Origin of the sequence: Burkholderia sp. BCC1998 (assembly GCF_905339875.1) — a bacterium.
Classification (GTDB): Bacteria; Pseudomonadota; Gammaproteobacteria; order Burkholderiales; family Burkholderiaceae; genus Burkholderia.
Map to the genome: position 1 here is coordinate 95,244 of NZ_CAJPHE010000014.1, position 20,992 is coordinate 116,235.

Annotated in this window: 17 protein-coding genes and 2 pseudogenes; 13 read left to right on the forward strand and 6 right to left on the reverse strand. The window is 58.5% G+C overall.

Annotated features, from left to right (window positions below; genetic code table 11):
• Positions 1 to 73 precede the first annotated feature (73 nt).
• Positions 74 to 256: a hypothetical protein gene (locus U5A56_RS23220; RefSeq protein ID WP_257774532.1), complete on the forward strand. Its 183-nt coding sequence runs from the start codon at positions 74 to 76 to the stop codon at positions 254 to 256.
• A gap of 265 nt (positions 257 to 521) precedes the next feature.
• Here the strand turns inward: U5A56_RS23220 and U5A56_RS23225 are convergent, their stop codons facing one another.
• Entirely contained in the window at positions 522 to 2,126 is a 1,605-nt protein-coding gene (locus U5A56_RS23225; protein WP_257774531.1) for a Fic family protein, read from the reverse strand.
• 476 nt (positions 2,127 to 2,602) lie between these two features.
• On the opposite strand from U5A56_RS23225, the pseudogene U5A56_RS23230 reads away from it, so the two are divergent.
• Positions 2,603 to 2,926: pseudogene (locus U5A56_RS23230) on the forward strand (Arm DNA-binding domain-containing protein); the annotation flags it as partial.
• A 150-nt stretch (positions 2,927 to 3,076) separates the two neighbouring features.
• Here U5A56_RS23230 and U5A56_RS23235 read toward each other — a convergent pair.
• Positions 3,077 to 3,964, reverse strand: a complete 888-nt coding sequence (locus tag U5A56_RS23235; RefSeq protein ID WP_257774530.1) for an AraC family transcriptional regulator — start codon at positions 3,962 to 3,964, stop codon at positions 3,077 to 3,079.
• A gap of 126 nt (positions 3,965 to 4,090) precedes the next feature.
• On the opposite strand from U5A56_RS23235, the gene U5A56_RS23240 reads away from it, so the two are divergent.
• The 4 genes from U5A56_RS23240 (at position 4,091) to U5A56_RS23255 (ending at position 7,222) form a co-directional block, all read left to right on the forward strand.
• Positions 4,091 to 5,053, forward strand: coding sequence for an aldo/keto reductase (locus U5A56_RS23240; RefSeq protein ID WP_257774529.1), 963 nt, complete (start codon positions 4,091 to 4,093; stop codon positions 5,051 to 5,053).
• Between the two features lie 316 nt (positions 5,054 to 5,369).
• A protein-coding gene (locus U5A56_RS23245) for an IS3 family transposase (RefSeq protein ID WP_374692752.1) occupies positions 5,370 to 6,505 on the forward strand; the annotation gives its coding sequence in 2 pieces (ribosomal slippage) (positions 5,370 to 5,634 and positions 5,634 to 6,505; 1,137 coding nt in all).
• Between the two features lie 78 nt (positions 6,506 to 6,583).
• On the forward strand, positions 6,584 to 6,841 hold the full coding sequence (locus U5A56_RS23250; protein WP_257774527.1) for a hypothetical protein: 258 nt from the start codon (positions 6,584 to 6,586) through the stop codon (positions 6,839 to 6,841).
• 12 nt (positions 6,842 to 6,853) lie between these two features.
• The gene (locus U5A56_RS23255; RefSeq protein ID WP_257774526.1) at positions 6,854 to 7,222 is read left to right on the forward strand and encodes a hypothetical protein; all 369 of its coding nucleotides are present in this window, start codon (positions 6,854 to 6,856) and stop codon (positions 7,220 to 7,222) included.
• 224 nt (positions 7,223 to 7,446) lie between these two features.
• On the opposite strand, the gene U5A56_RS23260 is transcribed toward U5A56_RS23255, so the two are convergent.
• The 4 genes from U5A56_RS23260 to U5A56_RS37200 form a co-directional block, all read right to left on the reverse strand.
• The gene (locus tag U5A56_RS23260; protein WP_321924766.1) at positions 7,447 to 7,707 is read right to left on the reverse strand and encodes a hypothetical protein; all 261 of its coding nucleotides are present in this window, start codon (positions 7,705 to 7,707) and stop codon (positions 7,447 to 7,449) included.
• A 1,419-nt stretch (positions 7,708 to 9,126) separates the two neighbouring features.
• The gene (locus U5A56_RS23270; RefSeq protein ID WP_257774525.1) at positions 9,127 to 10,047 is read right to left on the reverse strand and encodes a tyrosine-type recombinase/integrase; all 921 of its coding nucleotides are present in this window, start codon (positions 10,045 to 10,047) and stop codon (positions 9,127 to 9,129) included.
• A 318-nt stretch (positions 10,048 to 10,365) separates the two neighbouring features.
• The gene (locus tag U5A56_RS23275) at positions 10,366 to 10,743 is read right to left on the reverse strand and encodes a DUF2471 family protein (RefSeq protein WP_321924768.1); all 378 of its coding nucleotides are present in this window, start codon (positions 10,741 to 10,743) and stop codon (positions 10,366 to 10,368) included.
• A gap of 92 nt (positions 10,744 to 10,835) precedes the next feature.
• Positions 10,836 to 11,045 (reverse strand): H-NS histone family protein, encoded by a 210-nt coding sequence (locus tag U5A56_RS37200; protein ID WP_415749233.1) that lies wholly within the window; start codon positions 11,043 to 11,045, stop codon positions 10,836 to 10,838.
• Here U5A56_RS37200 and U5A56_RS23280 point away from each other — a divergent pair.
• The 7 genes and pseudogenes from U5A56_RS23280 to U5A56_RS23310 form a co-directional block, all read left to right on the forward strand.
• Positions 11,042 to 11,272: pseudogene (locus tag U5A56_RS23280) on the forward strand (HU family DNA-binding protein); the annotation flags it as partial. The gene U5A56_RS37200 and the pseudogene U5A56_RS23280 sit on opposite strands and share 4 nt — an antisense overlap.
• 735 nt (positions 11,273 to 12,007) lie before the next feature.
• Positions 12,008 to 13,042, forward strand: a complete 1,035-nt coding sequence (locus U5A56_RS23285; RefSeq protein ID WP_257774523.1) for a PDDEXK nuclease domain-containing protein — start codon at positions 12,008 to 12,010, stop codon at positions 13,040 to 13,042.
• Positions 13,042 to 14,079 (forward strand): hypothetical protein, encoded by a 1,038-nt coding sequence (locus U5A56_RS23290; protein WP_257774583.1) that lies wholly within the window; start codon positions 13,042 to 13,044, stop codon positions 14,077 to 14,079. The genes U5A56_RS23285 and U5A56_RS23290 overlap by 1 nt, the downstream gene beginning before the upstream one ends.
• A 69-nt stretch (positions 14,080 to 14,148) precedes the next feature.
• Positions 14,149 to 15,993, forward strand: coding sequence for a hypothetical protein (locus U5A56_RS23295; RefSeq protein ID WP_257774522.1), 1,845 nt, complete (start codon positions 14,149 to 14,151; stop codon positions 15,991 to 15,993).
• A complete protein-coding gene (locus tag U5A56_RS23300) occupies positions 15,990 to 17,567 on the forward strand; it encodes a hypothetical protein (protein ID WP_257774521.1) in 1,578 nt (525 codons plus the stop codon). Before U5A56_RS23295 ends, U5A56_RS23300 begins: the two co-directional genes overlap by 4 nt.
• A gap of 359 nt (positions 17,568 to 17,926) precedes the next feature.
• Complete coding sequence (locus tag U5A56_RS23305; protein WP_257774520.1) at positions 17,927 to 19,111, forward strand: DUF4297 domain-containing protein; 1,185 nt, start codon at positions 17,927 to 17,929, stop codon at positions 19,109 to 19,111.
• A gap of 33 nt (positions 19,112 to 19,144) precedes the next feature.
• A complete protein-coding gene (locus tag U5A56_RS23310) occupies positions 19,145 to 20,851 on the forward strand; it encodes a hypothetical protein (RefSeq protein ID WP_257774519.1) in 1,707 nt (568 codons plus the stop codon).
• Positions 20,852 to 20,992 lie beyond the last annotated feature (141 nt).

Below are 20,992 nucleotides of genomic sequence, written 5' to 3' on the forward strand. Positions count from 1 at the left end.
CCATTTCTTTGAACCCTGGCGGGGAATGTCCCCGCAGGGGCGTTCCTCGCCTTTCTTTTTTGTGAGGAACGCAATGCAACTGAAATCCGTTCAATCGAACACGGCGATGGCGATCACGTTGGCGATTCGCCGGGCGCGTCCGCGCGTGGGTGTCGAGCACGTCTACACCCTGAATGGCTCGGAACTACGCGACATGTTGATCGACGGTCAGTGGGTCACCGTCTCCGCGACGGCGGTACCATCCCAAGTTGTCTGAGCGCCGGAGGTCAGTGAGGTCAAATTTGATCATGCTCCTGATCGCGGGTTAAGGACCGCTTCCGGCCGCCCAGCCGGAGCTTCAGCGGCTGGTCCGGCGCCCGACGATCAGTGTGTAGCGTTGGATCGAAGAGGAGTCGGATTTCATCACCTTCAAGGATGGTCGAGTCCTCGTCTTTCCTGTCGGGCAGCCGAAGCGCTACGATACCCCCAAGTTCTCGAACGACGCTATTGCGCTTGAAGCCAGTCGGTGGAAGGTGAGGCCGTCAGACCGGAGGCACTGTCCAATCCCCTGCTTCTGGGCGCTGAGTAATACGCTCGACGGGTGTCACTGCTTGTTCTGATATCAGACTGCAAAGCAGGTCGGCGAACGGTTCGATGTTGCCATAGGTACTGGCTTGTTCGAGCGCGTCCAGGTAAGCCTTGCGCGACTGGACGGTCACGATTGTCCATGGGTAGCCGCCCGTGGTCAGCATGAAGTTCATGACGAATCGTGACAGGCGTCCGTTACCGTCCATGTACGGGTGAATGAAAACGAAAATGAAGTGGCCCAGCACTGCTCTGACGCCGGCGTGCTCTTCGCTTTCCAGCAGGTCCATCAAAGCTGGCATGCATTCGCGTACGGCCTCTGGAGAGGGGGGCACGTGGAGGGCGTTACGGATGAAAACCTGATTGTTGCGAAAACCAGCCAAGTCTCCTGCCTTGAGAATACCGGCCTGCACACTCGGCGAAAAAAGCGTCACGTACCATTGGAAAAAATCTGCGCTGAAGACTTCAGCCGGTTTCAGCCCTTCATTCACCACGCGGCCGATGAGCGCCTTGACGTGACTGTGCGTTTCTGCGTACCCCTTTGCTGCCATGGCGTCTCGGGTCTGCCGGTCTTCAGGGGGCGTGAGCGGGCTCCACTGGCCATTGCGGACCTTTTCTATGAGCTCAGCGCCGACCCGGTACCCTTCGATGGACAGCGAATGGTATGCGTCCGCGACGTACCGGGCGGCGATGTCCGAGAGTAGGCTGTTTGCATCAGTTAATCCCCGCCTCGGAACGTTCTCAAACCGCTTGAGGACAGTCTCGCGCATGGTTGACCACATCGCCTTGATGCGTAGGACGTAGGGGGATTCGTTGCGTCGTCCGTTGATTTGCGCAAGAGGCCGCTCGAACGGATTGTTCTCCGTTGTCGTGTACATTGCGGCCTTCATGGTGGTTAGCAACTGGTTTGCATCGGCCGTACGTCCTACGGCCCTGAGGGCGCCGGCCAGTCGGCCAGCAACCAGGCTGTGCCCTCCCTCGAGCAGGCGTGCGATGAGCAGCGAGATGTCGACTTGTCGCATCGCAATCTGGGCGGCCATCTCATGCTGAGTGAAGAACGTCGGGCTGACGCGAATCAGCGCGTCGGGCAACGGCATAAGTATTAGCCCACTGGCGTCCGGGGCTCGCGAGGCGACGAGTTGGGATTCCGGAATGCGGTAGAGAAACAGGGAGCAGTCGTGCGGCAGCGCCTGCATCTGGTTGTTGGCTTTCGGCGACTGCAACTGTAGCTGTTTCGCAATGCTGGTGTGACCGTTGTGTTTCAGAAGCGACAGTTCGGCGCTGAGTTGCCAGTCGTCATCGAAGCGCGAGTTGGCGTACGCCGCGACAAAGACCTCCATGTTGGCGTACCAGTGTGTCGAATCGCCGTCAGCATCTTCTGGATTGTTCGCGAGATACCATCCCTGGATGACCTGCTTCAGGAACCCGGCCCTAACCAGTCGTTCTCGATGAGTGCGAGTGAGCGACGGTATGACCGAAGGCTGGAATACCCGGAAGCCTTGGTCCTGCAACGCCTTAAGTACGTTCAGAGAGTCCGCCAGTTTTTCGTTGGGTGCCGCCATTTTGTTGACCTAGGTGAGTTCACTACTTTTCTGTCTCAGAATATCACTAAAATCGCGTTATTGGATGACACTACTTTTGTGCTATTCGATATCACTACTATCTTGCCTGGCAATGCCACTAGGATTTTGCCAGGATAGCCAGAGCCCAGTTGGTACTAAGGTTCGGCACATCGGGGCGCTATGGATGGCGTGATTGAACTGTCGTTTCTAGGACCGGCAGACAGATGAGGGTGGACGAGTACCACTGTGTAAAACAACCGAAGTGCGGTGGCAAATAGTAGGGTGCGATGATATTTTTCATTTCACCATGACTCCAGCACCGAACTTCGCTGGACTACGCCCAAGCCCGATACAGCAGGTTTATCAATAACTTAGGCGAGTTCAACATATGCCGGTGCTTTCCGAAACCTGACCCAACTTCCCTGCTGGTGGCCCCTATGAGGCTTTTGGGAATTGGGTCTTTCCGAGGAGTCATCATGGCAAAGATCAAGCTCACCAAGTCCGCAGTCGATGCGGCACAACCCCAAGCGCAGTCCGTCGAACTCAGGGATACCCTGGTGCCCGGCTTCTTGTGCAAGATTACCCCATCGAACCGCAAGGTGTTCACGCTCCAGTACCGGACGAACGCCGGCGAGCGCCGCAAGCCCGCCTTGGGTCAATACGGAGAACTGACCGTCGAACAGGCCCGCTCGCTGGCTCAGGAATGGCTGGCCCAGGTGCGCCGGGGCGGCGACCCGGCCGCAGACAAGGCGCAGACGCGCAAGGCGCCCACGGTCAAGGAGCTTTGCACGAACTGGGTTCCTCGTGCCAACCGCACAGAACAGCCGAAAGGCTGGGCTCCGAATCTAGGAATCCGGTGTGCGGTTTGAACAGCAAACCCTTTTCGTCAGGAGAAATGCCATGCAACTCGCATCCCGATTCGCTTCCCGTTCCCCGTCGCTGCGCAGCGATTAGCCGATGCTTTCCTTGCAAGCAAGCCCGGTAAAAGTCGCCACATCTCTGTGCGGTGGTTCTCCGAATAGTCGCTTGTACTCTCTACTAAATTGCGACGTACTTTTGTAGCCCACTGCGAACGCTATGGTCGCAGCGTCGGCCTCTTTGGCAAACATGCGGCGACGGGCTTCATGCAATCGAATCTGCTTCTGGTATTGCAAGGGACTCAATGCGGTGACTGCTCTAAACCGCCGATGAAAGACGGACTCGCTCATGCCCGCGACTGCTGCCATATCCTCAACGGTGAGCTGATCCATATAGTGCTCTCGAATCCAGGCCATAGCCCGGCGAATGTGAGACAGGCGTGAGTCCGCTCCGGCGATCTGCCGCAGCATTTCAGCGTGCGGACTCAACATCAGCCGGGAAATCAGTTCGTGCTCAAGTTGCAACGCCATCACCGGAATTTCGCGCATCCGCTCATACATGGCAAGCAACCTCTGCCAAGCGCCAATCAATTCAGCGTTCGGCAAGCTAAACGCGAAGCCAGGCTGCATTTGGAACTCTCGCGTCTCCGAGAGATAACGGACCACATTCATTATCACAGCAGGATCAAGGTCAAGGCTAACCGCAAGAAAAGGCTTTTCTGGAGAGGCCTGGACGATCTGACCCATCACAGTGATTTCCGCTGAAACCACCATTGTCTCGCCTGGCCCGTAATCAAAGACTTGACCACCAATGATCGACTTCTTAGTGCCCTGCAACACGATCAACGCCATCGGCTTGTACACCCGGAGGGTGAGCGGGGTTGGCTCGGAAAAGCGATGGATGTTCAACCTAGGCAGGCTAGGTTGCGGTTGACCGGCATGTCGCTGAGCAAGCCCGCAGATTTCGTCGAGATTTTCCATTTCCGAATGATACCAACTGCCTAAAAAAACAGTAGATCGATAGGAATGGGCAACTTTTCAGGACCTTCAGACAACTGGCAAGGTCTGCTCGTGCTCTAGACTGATTACACACAAATGAGGTACAGCATGCAAAAGCGCAAACTGGGTACGAACGGCCCCGAAGTCTCCGCCATCGGCTACGGCGCCATGGGCTTTCATCTTGCATATGGAGCCGCTGACGAAAACGCCGGGCTTGCCACGATCCGCAAAGCCTACGATTTAGGCGTGACATTTTTCGACACCGCAGAAGTTTACGGCTGGGGCGAAAACGAGAAATTCATCGGACGTGCGGTCAAGGGCTTCAGAGACGATGTCGTGTTGGCGACTAAGTTTGGGTTCACCCGCTCTTGGGGTGTCGATAGCCGACCGGAGCATATCCGCGAAGTCGCCGAGAACAGTTTGCGGTATCTCGGCGTCGATCACATCGATGTCTTTTATCAGCATCGGCTAGATCCGAATGTGCCCATCGAAGATGTCGCCGGTACTGTCAAGGATCTGATTGCCGAGGGCAAGGTCAAGCACTTTGGTCTAAGCGAAGTTGGCGTACAGACCATGAAGAGGGCCCATGCGGTGCAGGAGGTGGCGATGCTTCAGACGGAGTATTCGGTGTTCGAACGAGGCGTCGAAGTTTTGTTCCCGACCTTACGCGAACTTGGCATCGGGCTCGTCCCTTATTCACCGCTCGGTCGCGGCTTCCTGACTGGCGCAGCGAAACCGGCCGCCGAATACGAGGAGGATGACTACCGTCGCACCGCTGCTCACTGGCAACCAGGCAACTTTGAGAAGAATGTCGATGCTGTCCGCCAGTTGACCGAGTTGGCAGCCACAAAGGGTGCAACGGTCTCGCAGCTCGCGCTTGCCTGGCTGCTGGCTCAGGGCGAGGACATTGTCCCGATCCCGGGGTCTCGCAAGCCGGAACGTGTTGCGGAAAATGTGGGTGCTGCAAACCTCTTGCTCACGCAGGAGGACCTCTCCAGAGTCAGGGAAATTCTCCCCGAAGGCGCGTTTGGCGAACGCTACTCCAAAGAATCCACCCCGAACTGGATCTAAATTTACGCCGAAACCCGGTTGGTTTTAGCGCCGGGCAGCATCTGCTCACCCATCTAGAGTCGGTTGCTGTTCGTGCGCGAAATTAACTTTAAATCCATTTAAGTTAAAGCTTAACTCGCAGTTTGAGAGGCACACGCAGTGGCCGGAGTCAGTCTTGGAATTCGCTTCCAAGACAATTCCGGAACGCTGTCCTTTAAAACCTGTGAGCTAGATTCAGCCCTTACGAAAGAGAGGTGGCCGCGCAAATTCGGACAGTCGGATAAGTGGTTTGGCCGGGGCCTGAGCCAGCGATAATGCCGGCAAAGGAACCGAGGAAATGACGAAGAGAACTCGACGGACGCACTCAGCGGCGTTCAAAGCGAAGGTGGCGCTGGCAGCGGTCAAGGGCGAGCGGACGCTGGGTGAACTGGCGCAGCAGTTCGATGTGCATCCGAACCAGATCACGGAAAGGAAGCGGCAGTTGCAGGAGCGCGCGGCCGATGTGTTCGGCTCGCCGGGCACGCCGTCGAGCGAGCCACCGGTGGATGTGAAAACGCTGCATGCGAAGATTGGCCAATTGACGCTGGAGAATGATTTTTTAAGCGGCGCGCTCACCAAGTCGGGATTGCTGAGCGCAAAGCGATGATCGATCGTAGGCATGCGCTGCCGGTTTCGCATCAGACGCGGCTGGTTGGCATCGCGAGATCGAGCGCATATTACCGACCACAGCCGGTCAGCGAGGCCGATCTGTTGCTGATGCGACGAATCGACGAACTGCATATGGAGTTTCCGTTTGCCGGAGCACGGATGCTGGCGCGCCTGTTGCGCCGGGAAGGCCATGAAGTTGGTCGCCGTCGCGTGCGCACACTGATGAAGCGCATGGGCGTGGAGGCGCTGTACTGCAAGCCGAACACAAGCCGCCGCAACGCGCAGCACAAGATCTGGCCATATCTGCTGCGCGGCCTGAAGATCGAGCGGGCCAATCAGGCGTGGGCACTCGACACGACGTACATTCCGATGGCGCGCGGCTTCGTGTATCTGACGGCGGCGGTGGACTGGGCGAGCCACAAGGTACTCTCGCATCGGGTCGCCATCACGCTGGAAGCCGTGCACGCCGTCGAAGCACTGGAAGAAGCGTTCGCCCGTTACGGGCTGCCGGACATCGTGAACACCGATCAGGGTAGCCAGTTCACGGCGGGTGCGTTCACCGAGGCCGTGCTGGGTCGGGGCATCCGGCTGTCGATGGACGGCAAGGGAAGTTGGCGCGATAACGTGTTCGTCGAGCGAGTATGGCGCAGCGTCAAGTACGAGGAGGTCTACTTGAAAGCGTACGAGTCGGTCAGCCATGCCCGGCGTTCCATCGGCGAATACATCGAGTTGTACAACCGGAAACGGCCCCATTCGAGCCTGGCGGATCAGACGCCGGATGAGGCATACTTCGCGACGCTGCCTGCGATCAAATCGGCAGCATGACTGCCTCGGACATTCCACTTAAAAATATCGAAAACCTGTCCGAACGAGCGCGGCCACCTCTCTCATCTCAATGAGCTCTTGTCCGCTTTTCAGGCGAGCGAAGGTGTGGTGGTGCGAGGATCGGACGGGGAGGAGCCCGGACATCCAGTCATCGTGCCATCTGCTTTGTTCTCTCAAATGCGGAATCTGGATGGTGATCAGGGGGCCAAGGGAATGCTGCAGCAAACATCGATACCGGTCCGAATGGTGGATATTGGCAAGGCTGCCTTGATAGACGTGGATGACGTTAAAGATTTGGTATCAGCCGGCGGGCTGTTGGTTTCCACCCGTATATGAGCCGCCTATGAAGTGAGACTTCGGGCTGGACCATCGAAACGCTTCAAATCAAGCCAACCTGCCGGGCGGGTTGAGTTTCAAATTGATCGCCCGCAGCAATGGAGCGGCAGCAACGTCTTTCTGCAACTGCTAAACCCCGAATTCTTCGCCGGCCGCGTTGCGTTTGAGCACCAGACTGAGTTCTTGGGAAATAACTACCTGGCCAACCCGCCGGTTGATCCAGCACTGCCCGTGCGCCTGCCTGGCGATGTGGCGGCGGCAGGAATGCGTGAGGCTGACCAACGCGGCCTGCACTTCGAGCCAACGGTGTGGCGCAACTTGTCGAAGCAGCGGAACAACAACAGGTCGGTCTCCGCAAAGCCTAAACAAAGCAGCGAGTAGGTTCGTAGGGTTTGGTCAGAGTTAGGCTCGCAGCAAGGCCGGTTGTATCCGCATCGGTGCCGCTACTGAGACCTCAAACCGTGCTCACTTGCGGTCGTGCGCTCAGTTGGAAGGTATGGGATAGCAACGCACACTCGCAAATGCCGACCGCATTCAGGGGACGCTGGACGCTGCTGGCCTCCGCCGTAACCAGTGGCTCAGTGCCAACGCTGCGATGGCTGCAATCACAGCAATCGCCGCGCCGACCAGGGCCATGCTGTGGCTTCCCACGCTGCGATGCTGGCACCGCCGATCACCGCGCCCAGCGCGATCCCGCCATTGGCGGCAGACACGTTGATCGTGCCCGCCAGGGCCTGCGCCTGCGGCGCAGCCTTCATCACCCGAATCTGGCAGATGGGGTACAGCGCCGTGTTCGCGATGCCCCACACGCCTAGGGCGATCGCCAAGCCGACGTGTTGCGCTGCGAGTGCCAAGGTGGCCAGCATGCCGACCGCCAGCACCACGCTGAATGCGGCAGTCGTCGCCAGCGGTCCGCCCAAAGGCCACCAAGCCAGTTCCCAACCAAGCCAACGGCGCCGAAGCCCATCAACCACCAGCCCACGTGTGCCGGCGGCACGTTGGCCACCCGCTCCAGCAGATCGGCCAGGTAGGTGTAGCCGGTGAACATCGCGGTGAAGACGGCCACCGACAGCAGCACGTTGGCGACGAATGCCGGGACTCCATCCTGGCCACCTTAGCCCGAGGGTTCCGAGTGTGTTGGCCGGACGCATACATTGCTCCTTCAATGTACGGATCACACGCTCGACCACTCCGTTTTACTGGGGGCAGTTGAGCGTGATGAATTCCTGCGTAAGCGCTCGGTGAATTCATCTTGATTGCCAGAGAGTCGGCGGGGCATCATGTCCGCGATGTCTAGCTTTCGCGCAGCCGCGGCGCGCTTCTACTTCAACTGTTATTTGACTACGCCCATCACGGCATCCGATCGACTTCCATCCGTCAGTCCAGTATCGCTTAGCGGGCATGACCGTGCGTATCTGCAAGCCGGCATGATCGGTGGTCGCCGCAGGTGCTCCAGCGCGATTTCGAGACGCTGAAGCCCTTTATAGCTCACGCAGGAGTGGGCTCCATTACTTCCAATCTTCCCGTCGCGATGCACCTATGCGGCACCCAGGGCATTTGCGACAAATGGCTCAAAACGTTGGGAACGTGGCCTAAGCCATTGTCGAGCTTGGACTATTCATTCACCACGTAGCTTTAAAAGCAGCTTGACAGCGGACATTTTTCATGGCCTCTCACCGGCGCCGACGTTGAGCAAGGCGAGACGGCGCTCAATGACTCGACCTCGTTTTTCCGTTCATCTTGGAAACGGTCCGCCGCATGCAGGTCAGGCGTGTGGTCCGCATTCTTTCACGAGCGGACGATGTTGGCAGGTTTGAAGCGCCGGCGATCAACGAGCGGAGTCAACAGAATCCGGACTCGCCCGCGAGCGTTAGTCGTGAGGATCACCAGTGCATTCCATAGCTCGGGCAGGGTCGGACATTGCTTGCGAGCCTGCGGGCGACGCGCATGTGCACTGTGGCATCCTCGTCAGTGCCGGCCACGACTTCCCAACGTGTATTGGATTGGGCTGGAATTCGGAAGTGACGGTTGCGTCGACCCATCATCAGACCGCATAGAATCTCGCCGACCAGAAACCCATTGTCGCGCATATACCGATGTGCACGACGACGATCGGCTGGTCGCCGTCGGAGACGATCAATCGAAATCGGCAAGCGCCTTGCCCGCGGGCAGGTCGTCGAGTTCGCTGTATGGCGTCTTGTGGTGCATCCGGCATCTCCGATCGAAAGAAAAGCCAGCGCGATGGGTGGTCCCTTCAACGTACCGAGTGGCCGACGAAGTCAAGGTCAGGTGCCGTCGCCGGACGAGGGAATCGTCGATCGCAGTCGCACAACAGTACGCTGGCTAGTGAGACCCAACAACCGGCTCGTATCCTCGTTGCTGCGGCCCGCGATGAGCAGGCGGCGAGCGTAAGTGTTGCGCAAGGTCCGCGGACTCATGTCGGGCAGGCGGATATCGATTGCGAGCAGCTCGTCGCGCACGGCGAGTCCGAGCAGCGCGTCGTTCATCGGACCGCCGGCGCGAGGTGATGGAAAGAGAAGGCCATCATCCGTTGCCGCCAGCTGCGTGTACCAACGGGACAGGGCTGGCAGGGCGAACTCGGCAATACCGATGCGACGCGCATCGCGCGCGCCGCGCTTCGGGATTTCGATGTTTGGACGGACAGGTGACAGGTCGACCTCGGCGGCCTTCGCCAAACGGATCTCTTGCGCCGTGATGCCGGTGGCAAGCAGTAAGGCGACGATCGCACGGTTGCGCAGTACGCGGGCGTCCATGCCGTCGATGTCGAGCACGTGCGCCTGCAGCCGAATGTCGTCGGCCTCGGGGACATACACAGGATTCGGTTCGTCTTCGGGCCAGGCCTGAGCCAGCGCGAATGCGGACGCGGGATTCGTTTGCCGCACGCCAACGTCAGTCAGGTGGCGACACAGGCGGTCGATCAGCTTCTGGTACCGAAGGCGCGTCGTCGTGCCGGGCTGGCACCGGTTGTCGAGGTCGACAAAGAACGATTCGAGATCCTCGGGGCCGAAGGTGGCTAGCGTTTTGCGTGCGGCCGCGAGGTGTCGCATGAAGCGCTCGAACATCGCTTCGTGCTGAGTGATCGAGCGGGGCGAGAACGCGCGTCGATCCGCGCCGGCGGCTTCGGTGTGCTGCCATTGCCGATAGGCATCGGTCGGGGCGGAAAGCCAGTCGGAGATTGGGTTCATGACGTACTTTATATACTGAATGTCTGCCCGTCACCACCGGACGCGAATCTGCGATTCGCGCCTGAGCGTCCAACCGGAAGGGGAGGATGCCTCGTCACATGCAAAGCCGGCGGAACGCCATTTTTGCTGCGCCAGTGTTCCCGTTCGGGCCGTGCATCTTACCGTCCGTGTTCCGCACCAGAAAAATGTCAACGCCCGACACTATGGTTCGGTCGATCGTTCATCCACCGGGGTGGGTCCAGCCATGGTCCCCTGCTACACGCCACTCGTCTTCTTTCTGAGCGGTGTGCAGCGCTGAGCGCTCGAGCATCGTGTCGCTCATACTCGCTTGCCCGAGTTCGCCTGGACCATCGTCCGAACGATTGCGTACACGGTGGGAAGGTGCGAATCATCGCGGCCCCAGTCGACCGCGGCGTCGGAATTGCCGCCCGGTAGGTGGCTCTCGCTCAACCGAGCGAACGCGCGGATGACGGCCGGGTCGTGCCGTCCCTGAAAGCCCAGATCGGAAAACGCCTGCTCCTCGATTTCGAGCAACGCGTGCCAGCTGAGCAGGCGAGGGTCGGCGGCGCGGCTGAACGCATCGAGATAGCGTTGCGCGAGCGTGGCGACGATGCGCTGTAGATCGTGTGCCGCGCGCTGCACGGCGTGCTCGTATTGCACGAGATCAACGTCCGGTTGGTCCTGTTCTGAGTACATGGCGGAGGCGAGCCAGTATCGGGAGATCGCTGGCATAAAGAGAAAACGGCACTGTAAATATATACAGTGCCGAATCGACTCGCAAGTCCGGCCTATCGGTCGATGGCAAACGAGTCTTGATCCGTGCAGTTGATCCATGACGGTGGGCTGCCGCGGCCGTTCCACGTCGCGTCTGTTTCGGGATCGCGGTAGCGGGCCGGTGGCGCCTGCCATTTGTGTCCAGGGCTCGGCCCGTAGATCTCCCTCGCTGCAATGTCGAATTCGGCGACCAATCGCCTAACGGCTAGACGCCTTTCTAACAAAATCTGCCGCCGGCGAGGCGATCCAGGCCATACTGGATCTGATCACGCGCGCCGTTAGCGAAGGCGACAGCGTGCAGCTCGTCGGCTTTGGCTCGTTCTCGCAAGGGCAACGTGCCGCTTGGACCGGTAGAAATCCGACGACGGGCGCAGAGATAGCGATCGCGGCTGCGAAGACGGTAAAGTTCAGTGTCGGCAAGGCGTTCAAAGATGCAGTGAACGCACCTTGATTAGTAGCCGCGTCGGCCAGCCAGACGGGTAGAGAGAATTGCACGGAAGAAAGTGCAGACGTCTGCACAATCGGCCGTTCGGTCGGCTATTAGTTGGATGCTTATCGCAGGTTATCTCGGTGAGCGCCAACACGTTCCTGTGCGGGGCGGACCTCTCACGCTGAAGATCACTGATACGTATCAACGATCTGCATGGGCCAATCAACTCGGAGCGGTGACAGATCTGCTGGAGCGTGTAACACCTCGTTGGCATCGAGGCACTCAATCGCGAGAACTGAAGGGGAACATATTCAGGGCTATGTTACCCTTCATTTCGGGACATGGACGAAGCCGCGGCGTGCGCGGTACTCCCTGTAGGGAATTGCGCGGCCACACCGCGGCGATCGAAAAGCGGTGCCGTCACCGTTTCGGCGCCCCGGTATTTCTGGCGCCGGCGACGACGCGCCGGTGGGCGGGTTCATTGGCCATTGCGTCACACGCGGGCCGGGAGGTTCTTCGATCCGGGCGGGGCTGTTGGCGAGGCGACTTCGTCTCAGACGGTGCTGAAGCTCAATTGCGAGCGCCCACATTTAGCGTGGCGAAAGGGAAGGGCCTCGGCGCGCCGGCGGCTGAATTCTCTCCGCAGTGCGGAGAGAATTGGGGGAGCGCCCAGCAGGGTTCCGCCGTGGCTGAGATTCCGGTAACGTGGCCCCTATTGGCGCGCGCCGGCCCGCCGAGTCCTCCATTCAAGACCAGATGACCGAACTCGTCCCCGCATCCCTATTGACCGACATCCGCCACATGATTGATTCGGCGCGCGCCCGAGCGGCGGCGGCCGTCAATGCCGAACTGACCCTACTTTATTGGCAGGTTGGTTGTCGCATTCGAGATGATGTGCTGGGCGGTGAGCGCGCGGGTTATGGACAACAGATCCTCCCTGCGCTCGCCCGGCAACTGAGAGCCGAATACGGCCGGGGCTGGAGCGAGCAGCAATTGCGCCACTGCATCCGCGCGGCGGAGGTGTTCTCGGACGAGTCAATTCTCTCCGCACTGCGGAGAGAATTGAGCTGGACCCATCTGAAGATGTTGATGTACGTCGAAGACTCGCTCAAGCGCGACTTCTACATAGAACTCTTTCGCCTGGAGCGCTGGTCGTCGCGGCAGTTGCAGGAGCGGATGCAGTCGATGTTGTTCGAGCGCAGCGCACTATCGCGCCAACCCAACGAAGTGATCCGGCGCGAAGTGGCGCACCTGCGTGACGCACAGCAGATGACGCCCGATCTCGTGCTGAAAGATCCGTACATCCTCGACTTTCTCGGACTCAACGACCACTATCTTGAGCGCGACCTCGAGGATGCGATTCTGCGCGAGATCGAACAGTTCCTATTGGAGCTCGGTGCCGGCTTTACATTCGTCGCGCGCCAGAAGCGGCTGCCAATCGACGACGACGACTTCTATCTCGATCTGTTGTTCTACAACCGCAAGCTCAAGCGCCTTGTCGCCATCGAGTTGAAGCTCGGCGCCTTCAAGGCCGAGTATAAAAGTCAGATGGAGCTGTACTTGCGCTGGCTCGCGAAGCACGAGCAGGAGCCGGATGAAGCGCCGCCGATCGGCATTATTCTGTGCGCTGGGAAAAAACAGGAACAGATCGAATTGCTTGAACTCGGCAAAAGCGGCATTCACGTCGCCGAGTATCTCACCGTGTTGCCGCCACGCGAGACGCTGCAGGCGAAGCTGCACCAATCGATTGCCGCGGCCCGTGCCCGGCTCGACGATAAGGGGGCGTCTTGATGAAGGACGCCCCAGCATTGAATATCGACAGCACTTCCAGCCCGACTTCGCCCGATGCGGCTGATTCAATACGATCGATCGGGCAGCGAGTCGGCAACTATGTCGCGGCGCACTTGTTCGAAGCGAGCGCGCTAGCATTGACCTTAGTCACAGGCCTCGCCTACGTGGTTGGCCGCTCCTACTTGAACGGCTGGGAAGAGGCGGCCGGAGTACCCGGCCTGATGTTTCGACGCGATCTATCCGATGTCATGCTTGCAGGCGCGACCGTGGCACGTGTCTGGATGATGCCGGTGCTGTCGGCAGTGGCGCCGTTTTTGATTATGTGGGTCATGGCGACGGTGCCTGAATGGATGATGGCGCGATGGCCATTCCTGCCGCTCAAGCGGTGGTGCCGGCGGGCTCGACGCGTGTACCGCAGCGGTATCGATCAGATTGGTTTGAGGCAGCGCTACGCGGTCGCGGCTTATATCGCGACGCGAGGTCTCGAGCCGCAAGCGCGACGAGCATCCGAAGTGTGGTGGCGGTGGAAGGTGCTCGGCGCGCGGCACGGCCGTACTGCCGAACGAGAACATGTCGTTCGCCCACGACGCGCGATGCGGCGTGTGACATTCGTGATGCTGCTTGCTGTCGTGACCGCTGAGTCGGCTCTTTTTGGCTACACATTCTTCGTCAGCGCATTTCTGGACGAACCGCGTCGCTTGGGGCGCGAAAATTTCGCGAAAATCTATCTAGCAGTCACTGGTCGCGTGCCATACCAGTACGGCGATCAGCCTCGTGCTGCGCAGGAGCTGCAAGCTTGGGCGTGTGAAGGTCGCGCGATGCTTTCATATTATCGAGCAGTGATCCTAAGCAACTCAGCGGAGTCGTCGAAATCCGACGCGACGTACTATTTATTACAGGGTGCAGACCACACCTTTATGTTGCTTGGGGAGGCCGGCTCTGTAATTCGATCGCTTGGTGACGCGCCGTTCTCTATTTCCGAGTCGAGCGCCCGGCCTCTCTCGCACCGGGCACGCAGATGCGAGAGTGTTCGCTAGTCTGGGAAGGAAAGATTATCCGCGTACACATAAAACCTGACGAGGCTGTCCTTCTAACTTCACTTCACCATGTCCGCTGACCCGATAACCTACTGTCTTGAGTGCATCTCGGATTACAGAGATTTCGAACGACTGAGCTCGGCTATTTTGGCGGGGTTGGGATACTTGGAGATAGATCCGCTTGGCGGGACGGGTGACGAAGGCCGGGACGCGCTCATCCGAAGTGACAGTCAGGGCCGTAAAATCAGCTTTGCTTACACGGTCCGGTCTGACTGGCGTGCAAAGCTCCGCAGCGATTGCAAGCGGGTTCATGATACGGGTCATGCGCCAGATGTCTTCGTGTTTGTTTGTACGGAGGCGCTGTCTGCATCGGACAAAGATTTCGCACATCAGTTTGTCAACGACACGTACGGTTGGTCGCTTGACCTCTTCGACCTTGAGCGACTGCGCGTACAACTTGTTGGACCGCAGCGTCATCTGATAGCGCAGCACCCGAGCATCTTCGCGCCTCCGTTCTTTCCACAACGCGGTGGAGAGTCAATCGCTGAGAGCCGCGATACGTTGCTGATTGATCATGTGAGGGAAGATCACGCCGTTGCCACATGGCTAGCCCGTCGACTGACGCTTGCGGGATATCGGACATGGTGTCATGGCAGTGCACCGCTTGCCGGGGAGCACCCCGACGATGCTGTGCGAACGTTACTTGAGGCTCGCGCACTTCAATACTTGCCGCTGGTGTCGACTGCCAGCCTGTCAGACAGTATCTTCGTCGAACGATGCACGCTCGCTACGAGCAAGACGGATTTCGTTCTACCTTGCACGGTCGCCGTGGCATCTGATTTACACATGCCTTCGCGATTGACGAAATTGGTTCCGGCCGTCTTCACGGATTCATGGAACGTTGGCCTGGACCAGGTTCTTGCTCGACTAAGTACGTTGGGTAGCAAGCCAAGCCTGGATCGCGAAAGAGGGCGTCAGATTGCCCTTCGTGATTACCTGCCGACGCGGGTGATCGTCGCGAAACCTGAGCCAGTTTATGCGAATGTGTTCGCCCTTCAGCTTCCGGAATCGATGCTACTTTTCGATCTTCGTAGGTCGCTTACGGAAGCACAAGTGCTTGATCTCCGCAGTCGATGGGCATTTGTCGAACTTGGCGCGACCCGACTTGTTGCTTTCACTCCGCCCCCGGAAAACGCCATCCCGGCGATAAAGGTGAACCGTACACCTGAATTCCTGTGGCATCACGTGAAGGAGCGGGATGGCAAGCGGACTCAGGATCTCGCAAAGGAACTGGCTTGGCGCAGTCTGCAGGTGGTCTGCGCACAGAAAGGCCTCAGATTTTGCCACGACCGCAAAGTTTTCTATTTTCCCGAGCGCGAGTCGGGTGAGTGGAATCAGGCCATACGGCATGTCGATGGGCGCGCAACAAGTGTGCAGCTTACGGGCGAGCGCACGAAAGGTTGGGGGGAGCGCGCGTCACGGTTCCTTTACCAGCTAGCTCCCATTTTTCGCCCGCAGCTTGACGTTGATGGGTCATGGAACGTGGTTGTCAAAGTCTACGTGCGTGTCACAACACTCGATGGTGAATTGTTCGAGGGAAAAGAAATCGGGCGGCGTCGAAAGATCGTCACAAGAGCGTGGTGGAACCAGCAATGGCTTGCGCGCCTGCTGGGCGTAGTTCAGGGCCTTGAGACCTCACCCGGTCACGTGATGGTAGGTGAAGGGAGGCGCACGGTAATCATGCAGACCCGGCCGCTCAGTTGGGAGTGTCCGGTCGGTCTCGATGTATTAGCGCTGTCCGGCTTGTCGGATATTGGCCAAGAGATCGCTCAGTATCGCGAGCGACTAGACGATGACGATGATGGGGAAGGCGGTGATGCGTCATCCTCGAGCGACGGAGCTTCCGCACTATGACGGACGTATTTCACTTCCTTGGCGAGCCCCTGCTTCAGTTCGGCTATGGCCAGACCGCCGAAGACCCGCATGATGGTCTCGCACTCTTTGGGCCGGCAGAGCCGCGTACACAGTTGCCCGACCACATTGTCATCGGCACGGCTCAAGGGGTCGAACTCTGGAACGATTGGTGCGCTGCGCTGAATACCTCTGTAGCGTGTGTTGATCCGGCGCGCCACCGGGCGTGGCCTCCATTTCCAGGCTTCGACGTTGCGTTTGGCGCACGATGGCCGAATCCGGTCCGCCGATACCTTGTAGATGCTGCCGGTCTGTCGGACGCCTCGCGCAAGACGGACAAATATGAACGCGCTTATGCGGTTGCGGGACTGTATATGGCGCCAACTGGCCGGCTTTCGAAGCTCGACGCGAGGCCGGCGCTTGCCGTATGCGTCGTCCCCGATGAGGTTTACGAAAACTGTCGACCGAAATCATCGGTTGCACTAGCAAAGCGCAGTGATACCGCCCGAAGCAGGCGCGAGGAAAAATTTCTCAAGGATGCGATCGACGATCGCAACAGCGGTCAGACCCGTATGTTCGACGACGAGGATCCGGCCGTTCTGGATGTACTGCAGGAAATGGACGAGTTTGAGGAAGCTCGCGGCTTGTCGCCCGACTTTCGACGTCAGCTTAAGGCGAGAATGATGGCACACGAGCTGCCGGTTCAGATTATTAAGGAATCGACGCTACGAATCGTGCCACCGGTCCGAAACGGTGAGCCTGGGACCAATCCGCTGTCGGACCGGCTCTGGAACTTCGGTACAGCAGTTTTCTATAAATGCGGCGCCAAGCCGTGGAAAACGCCGTGGGCGCGGGAGGGAGTGTGCTATGTCGGCCTTGCATACAAGCTGACGGAGGATGGGCGCAACGCGTGTTGTGCCGCACAGATGTTTCTTGACAGCGGCGACGGCGTGGTTTTTGTTGGAGAGTTCGGTCCGTGGTATTCAAAAGAGCGCGGCGAATTTCATCTGCCGCCCGACAAGGCCGAAGCGCTGCTTCGCGGCACAATCGAGACGTACAAGCAGGAGGATGGACGTCCTTTGAAGGAGATATTCCTGCATGCCCGTTCTGGAATCGACACGGAAGAATACACTGGCTTTCTTCGCGCGTGTCCGCCAGGCGTCAAGCTGACCGCAATACGGGTTCGTCAGGACCGTGGTGGCTTACGACTCTATCGATACGATGAACACCCAAACGTGTCGAAGCGGGGTCAACATCCGGTTCAGCGTGGGGTGTTCTGGCAGCGCTCTGAGCGATACGGACTCTTGTTCACGAACGGCTTCAAGCCGCGGATCGCGACTTACGATGGCTTTGAGGTGCCAGTTCCTTTGGCAATCAGCATCCAGCACGGCGGCGCCGATATTGTGCAAGTTGCCAAAGACATTCTCGGACTTACGAAGTTGAACTACAACGCGTGCCAGTTGGGCGAAGGGCAGCCTATCACGGTAAAGTACTCCGACAGGGTTGGCGAAATCCTGCTCGCCAATCCGGGACTGCCACCAGAAAAGTGGCGGCACAATTTCAAGTATTACGCATAGAGGAATATGAGGAGAAGGGCGTGTCGCGTCCACCGCTATTAGCGCTCGAACAGACATTGCTCAGGGACGAAAAATCGCCTTGGCGTTTCGCGTGGCACACATGCCTCAATTGCTTACTAATACGCTCGGGAAAGCCCGTGCCTTCTGCCCCAAGGGTTCTTTGGAAGAGCTCTCGGAGTGAGCTGAGCTTGAATCCATGTTCATGCCACTGCCTCCCGATCAAGGCGTGGAAAATCTGCATTTTGCAAATACAATGTACGTTTCAATGCGTTACGATGTCCCTATCGGTCATCGATACCATGGCACGCACTAAACACAAGAATTCCTCCGCGTAAATGGAGGTGAATGGGGAGGACGGCTTGAGCAGTATCAACGGCGCGGCGGAGCTTTTGTCCGTTGCAAACAATCCCAAATACTCAGAGGCCGGTGGCGGGCACGGGGCCAAGGGCGTCGACTTTTCGCGCATCTGGGCCGTCTTCCGAATGATGGAGTTGGAGAAGGCGAGTGAGCCGGACTTCTTACTCCTCTTCGAATCCGTTCAGGATGTTGCCGAGCTTGACTCCGTGACAGCCCCGACTCGGGTGAAGGTCTACCAGGTCAAGAAGAAGGATTCCGGCACTTGGACATGGTCTGTGCTAACCGGCACCGTCGAACCCAAGGCTCCGCCGGCCCCCTCGACGAAGGCGGCTAAGGCAAACGCTGCGCCACCCAAGTTGGCGAAGGCCCCCGACTTCAAAAAGGTCCCCGAATCGGTTCTCGGTAAACTGCACCTAAGCTTGAACGCTTTCACGGCTCTGCCGGTAGAGGGCGTATTCCTCTCGAATCAGGGTTGCGACTTCCCGCTTAAAACCGGGGGGGCGACGGCCACGGCGATGGCTTGCTCGCTCGCTGACCTAGCAACTGACCATGTGCAGCTTTTGACCGACGCCTTAGCTTCGCTGTCACCCGGCGGCTTACCGCCGGACCTAGCCCGCATGAAGCTCCAGAAGGTCGCCATACACCCGGATAACCTCAATGCGCCTGCAATTGAAGCTGCGCTGGATCTGCTAAACGAGCGTAGTCCCGGGCACGCTGGCCAAGCCAAGGCCTTCGTCGAATCGCTCCTAATGAAAATATCGCCCCTTACTCGGCGAACCGACACCTGCTTGTCGTTCAACGAACTCGTCAAGGAGCGTGGGTTTTCCAAAAGCGCATTTGTCGCAGCTCTGGCGGCGCTGGAGACCGTGCCTGACCGCAATGCGTTATTCAATGATTGGATGAACCAGCTTCAAACAGAAGGGCTGGACTTCATGACCATCTCGTCTGTGCGCGTCGCAGCCACGCGCGCCCAGCAGGAGCGACTCACCGGAGGAACTGACGTCTCCAGAGAAATCGACGATTTCAGCGATGTCTGGATTGCGGCCAACCCGCCCACATCGAAGTTGCGGCCGTTCGTCGAGGCCGCGCTAGCCGAGCTCAAGGTCCAGTTCAGCGCCCATCGCGACCACGACCTGATAGCCCGGTTCGTCATGAGAGCCATAACAAAATGCGTGGACCCGAACTGAGACTCCTCGTCCGAAGCCTGAGAACTAAAGACTATGCATCGCTTCCGATTCAAAAACATCTGGCTGCTCTCACATCAGGAGCACAAGGCTCGACACGTGGAGTTTCATCCGAGCAAGAACCTGCTGGTGGGCAGAAATCATACCGGCAAGACGACGCTGATTCGGAGCCTGTTTGAGACGCTCGGCGCCACGCCGCAAGGGAAGCTCGAACAATGGGACCAGAACGCTGTCTCGCTGCTTGAGTTCTCTGTTGATGACAAGCGCTACTTCGCGCTTCATCAGGACGGCCGGCGCGCGCTTTTTGACGCTACGTTCAACTTGCTCATTTCGACGGCTAAGTTCGGCGAATGGTCTAAGCGTTTCTGCGAGACAACTGACTTCAACCTAGTCTTCTCTGACAAGAGACAGGCAGAGGTTGTCCCCGCTGACCCAGCATGCTTCTTCGCTCCGTTCTACGTGAACCAAGACGGAAGTTGGCAGGCTGAATGGAACACTTTCGGTGGTATGAAGCGCTTTAGCGCACCGTTCAAGCCAATTCTCGAATACTTCACTGGCGTCTGCCCGCCTGAATACTACGCAGCCAGCGCAGAGAAGTCCCAACATGCCAAGGCGCTCGAGGAGCACCGTCGGGAATACAAACTGCTAGAGCGCACCATCGAGCGCTTCAGCAAGTCTGTCCCGCTGACAGGCCCCAAAGTCAACGCCGACAACTTTGCTGCAGAGATCGAGCAACTCACCAAAGAGGTCAATGAGCTCAACACTCGACAGGAGCGCCTTAGGAGCATTATCGTCCGTGAGCAAGAGCTCGTGAAGAGTCTGGATCATCAGATACATCTTGCCGAAAGAGCTTTGGCTGCATACGACAGCGATGCGAAGTATCTTCTTAAGGAAGGCGCAGATCCACTCATTTGCCCCACGTGCCACGCCGAGCATGAGAAGCCCTTCCTTGACCTGCTGGAGTTCGCCGAGGATGCTCGGGTGCTTCGGGAGCTTGCCGCACGGCTCCGAGAGGATGCTGCGGAGGTTCGTACTCGGACGCACAAGGCATTCTCTGAGCTGAATTCACTGAACGAGAACTACTTGCGCATTTCCCGTCTGTTGGACTCGCGCAAGGGAGAGCTGAAATTCAAGGATGTCGTCGGCAGCCTTGGCGCCGAGTCCGCATTCGCGGCCTTCGAAGAGGAGCGCAAGCAGATACAAGCTGGCATCGATGCCGTGGTTCTCACCATCGATGCGCTTGAGACTAAGATGAACGAGCTTCGCTCGCTCAAACGAACGAAGGCAATCCTTACGGATTTCCGCGAGCACTATGCAGCCAGTCGTATTGCATTGCAATTGCATCCCGTGCCGACCAAGAACATGCAACTGGCGTCGCGTCCTTCGCTTTCGGGCAGCGGCGGCCCGCGGTCCATACTGGCTTATTACGCCGCCATCTGGCGTACCGTGCAGGGAAAGTCGGGTACGTACGACGTCCCGGTGGTTATTGATTCTCCCAACCAGCAGGCTCAAGACGATCTCAACCTTCCGGCCGTTCTAAGCTTCATCGCGAAGGATCTGCCTACCGGCATGCAGCTCATCGTCGGCCTAGAGACGCCAACCAACTTCTCTTTCGACCGCGAAGTGATCCTCACGCAGAAGTATGGGATGCTCATCGAGACAGACTGGGAGGCCACTCTGGCACTAGTGACGCCGCTCCTTAGAAAGATGTACGACGCAACCTTGGCACAGAGCCAAAGCTAGTGCGTGAATGGCAAATGCCTTAGCGTGCTGGCTGCAGGACGGTGCCAATTCGCCCTTCAGACCGGCCGCGCGTCAGCTCCTGAGCCGGACTGTGCCAGCGACAGGTCAGCGGCCAACAGCGAGAGTCCCGCTACGTCGGCC

Coding starts and splice junctions, on each gene's coding strand:
- U5A56_RS23220 (WP_257774532.1), top strand. CDS start 74: ATGCAACTGAAATCCGTTCAATCGAACACGGCGATGGCGATCACGTTG.
- U5A56_RS23225 (WP_257774531.1), bottom strand. CDS start 2,126: ATGGCGGCACCCAACGAAAAACTGGCGGACTCTCTGAACGTACTTAAG.
- U5A56_RS23235 (WP_257774530.1), bottom strand. CDS start 3,964: ATGGAAAATCTCGACGAAATCTGCGGGCTTGCTCAGCGACATGCCGGT.
- U5A56_RS23240 (WP_257774529.1), top strand. CDS start 4,091: ATGCAAAAGCGCAAACTGGGTACGAACGGCCCCGAAGTCTCCGCCATC.
- U5A56_RS23260 (WP_321924766.1), bottom strand. CDS start 7,707: ATGCTGGCCACCTTGGCACTCGCAGCGCAACACGTCGGCTTGGCGATC.
- U5A56_RS23270 (WP_257774525.1), bottom strand. CDS start 10,047: ATGAACCCAATCTCCGACTGGCTTTCCGCCCCGACCGATGCCTATCGG.
- U5A56_RS23275 (WP_321924768.1), bottom strand. CDS start 10,743: ATGTACTCAGAACAGGACCAACCGGACGTTGATCTCGTGCAATACGAG.
- U5A56_RS23285 (WP_257774523.1), top strand. CDS start 12,008: ATGACCGAACTCGTCCCCGCATCCCTATTGACCGACATCCGCCACATG.
- U5A56_RS23290 (WP_257774583.1), top strand. CDS start 13,042: ATGAAGGACGCCCCAGCATTGAATATCGACAGCACTTCCAGCCCGACT.
- U5A56_RS23295 (WP_257774522.1), top strand. CDS start 14,149: ATGTCCGCTGACCCGATAACCTACTGTCTTGAGTGCATCTCGGATTAC.
- U5A56_RS23300 (WP_257774521.1), top strand. CDS start 15,990: ATGACGGACGTATTTCACTTCCTTGGCGAGCCCCTGCTTCAGTTCGGC.
- U5A56_RS23310 (WP_257774519.1), top strand. CDS start 19,145: ATGCATCGCTTCCGATTCAAAAACATCTGGCTGCTCTCACATCAGGAG.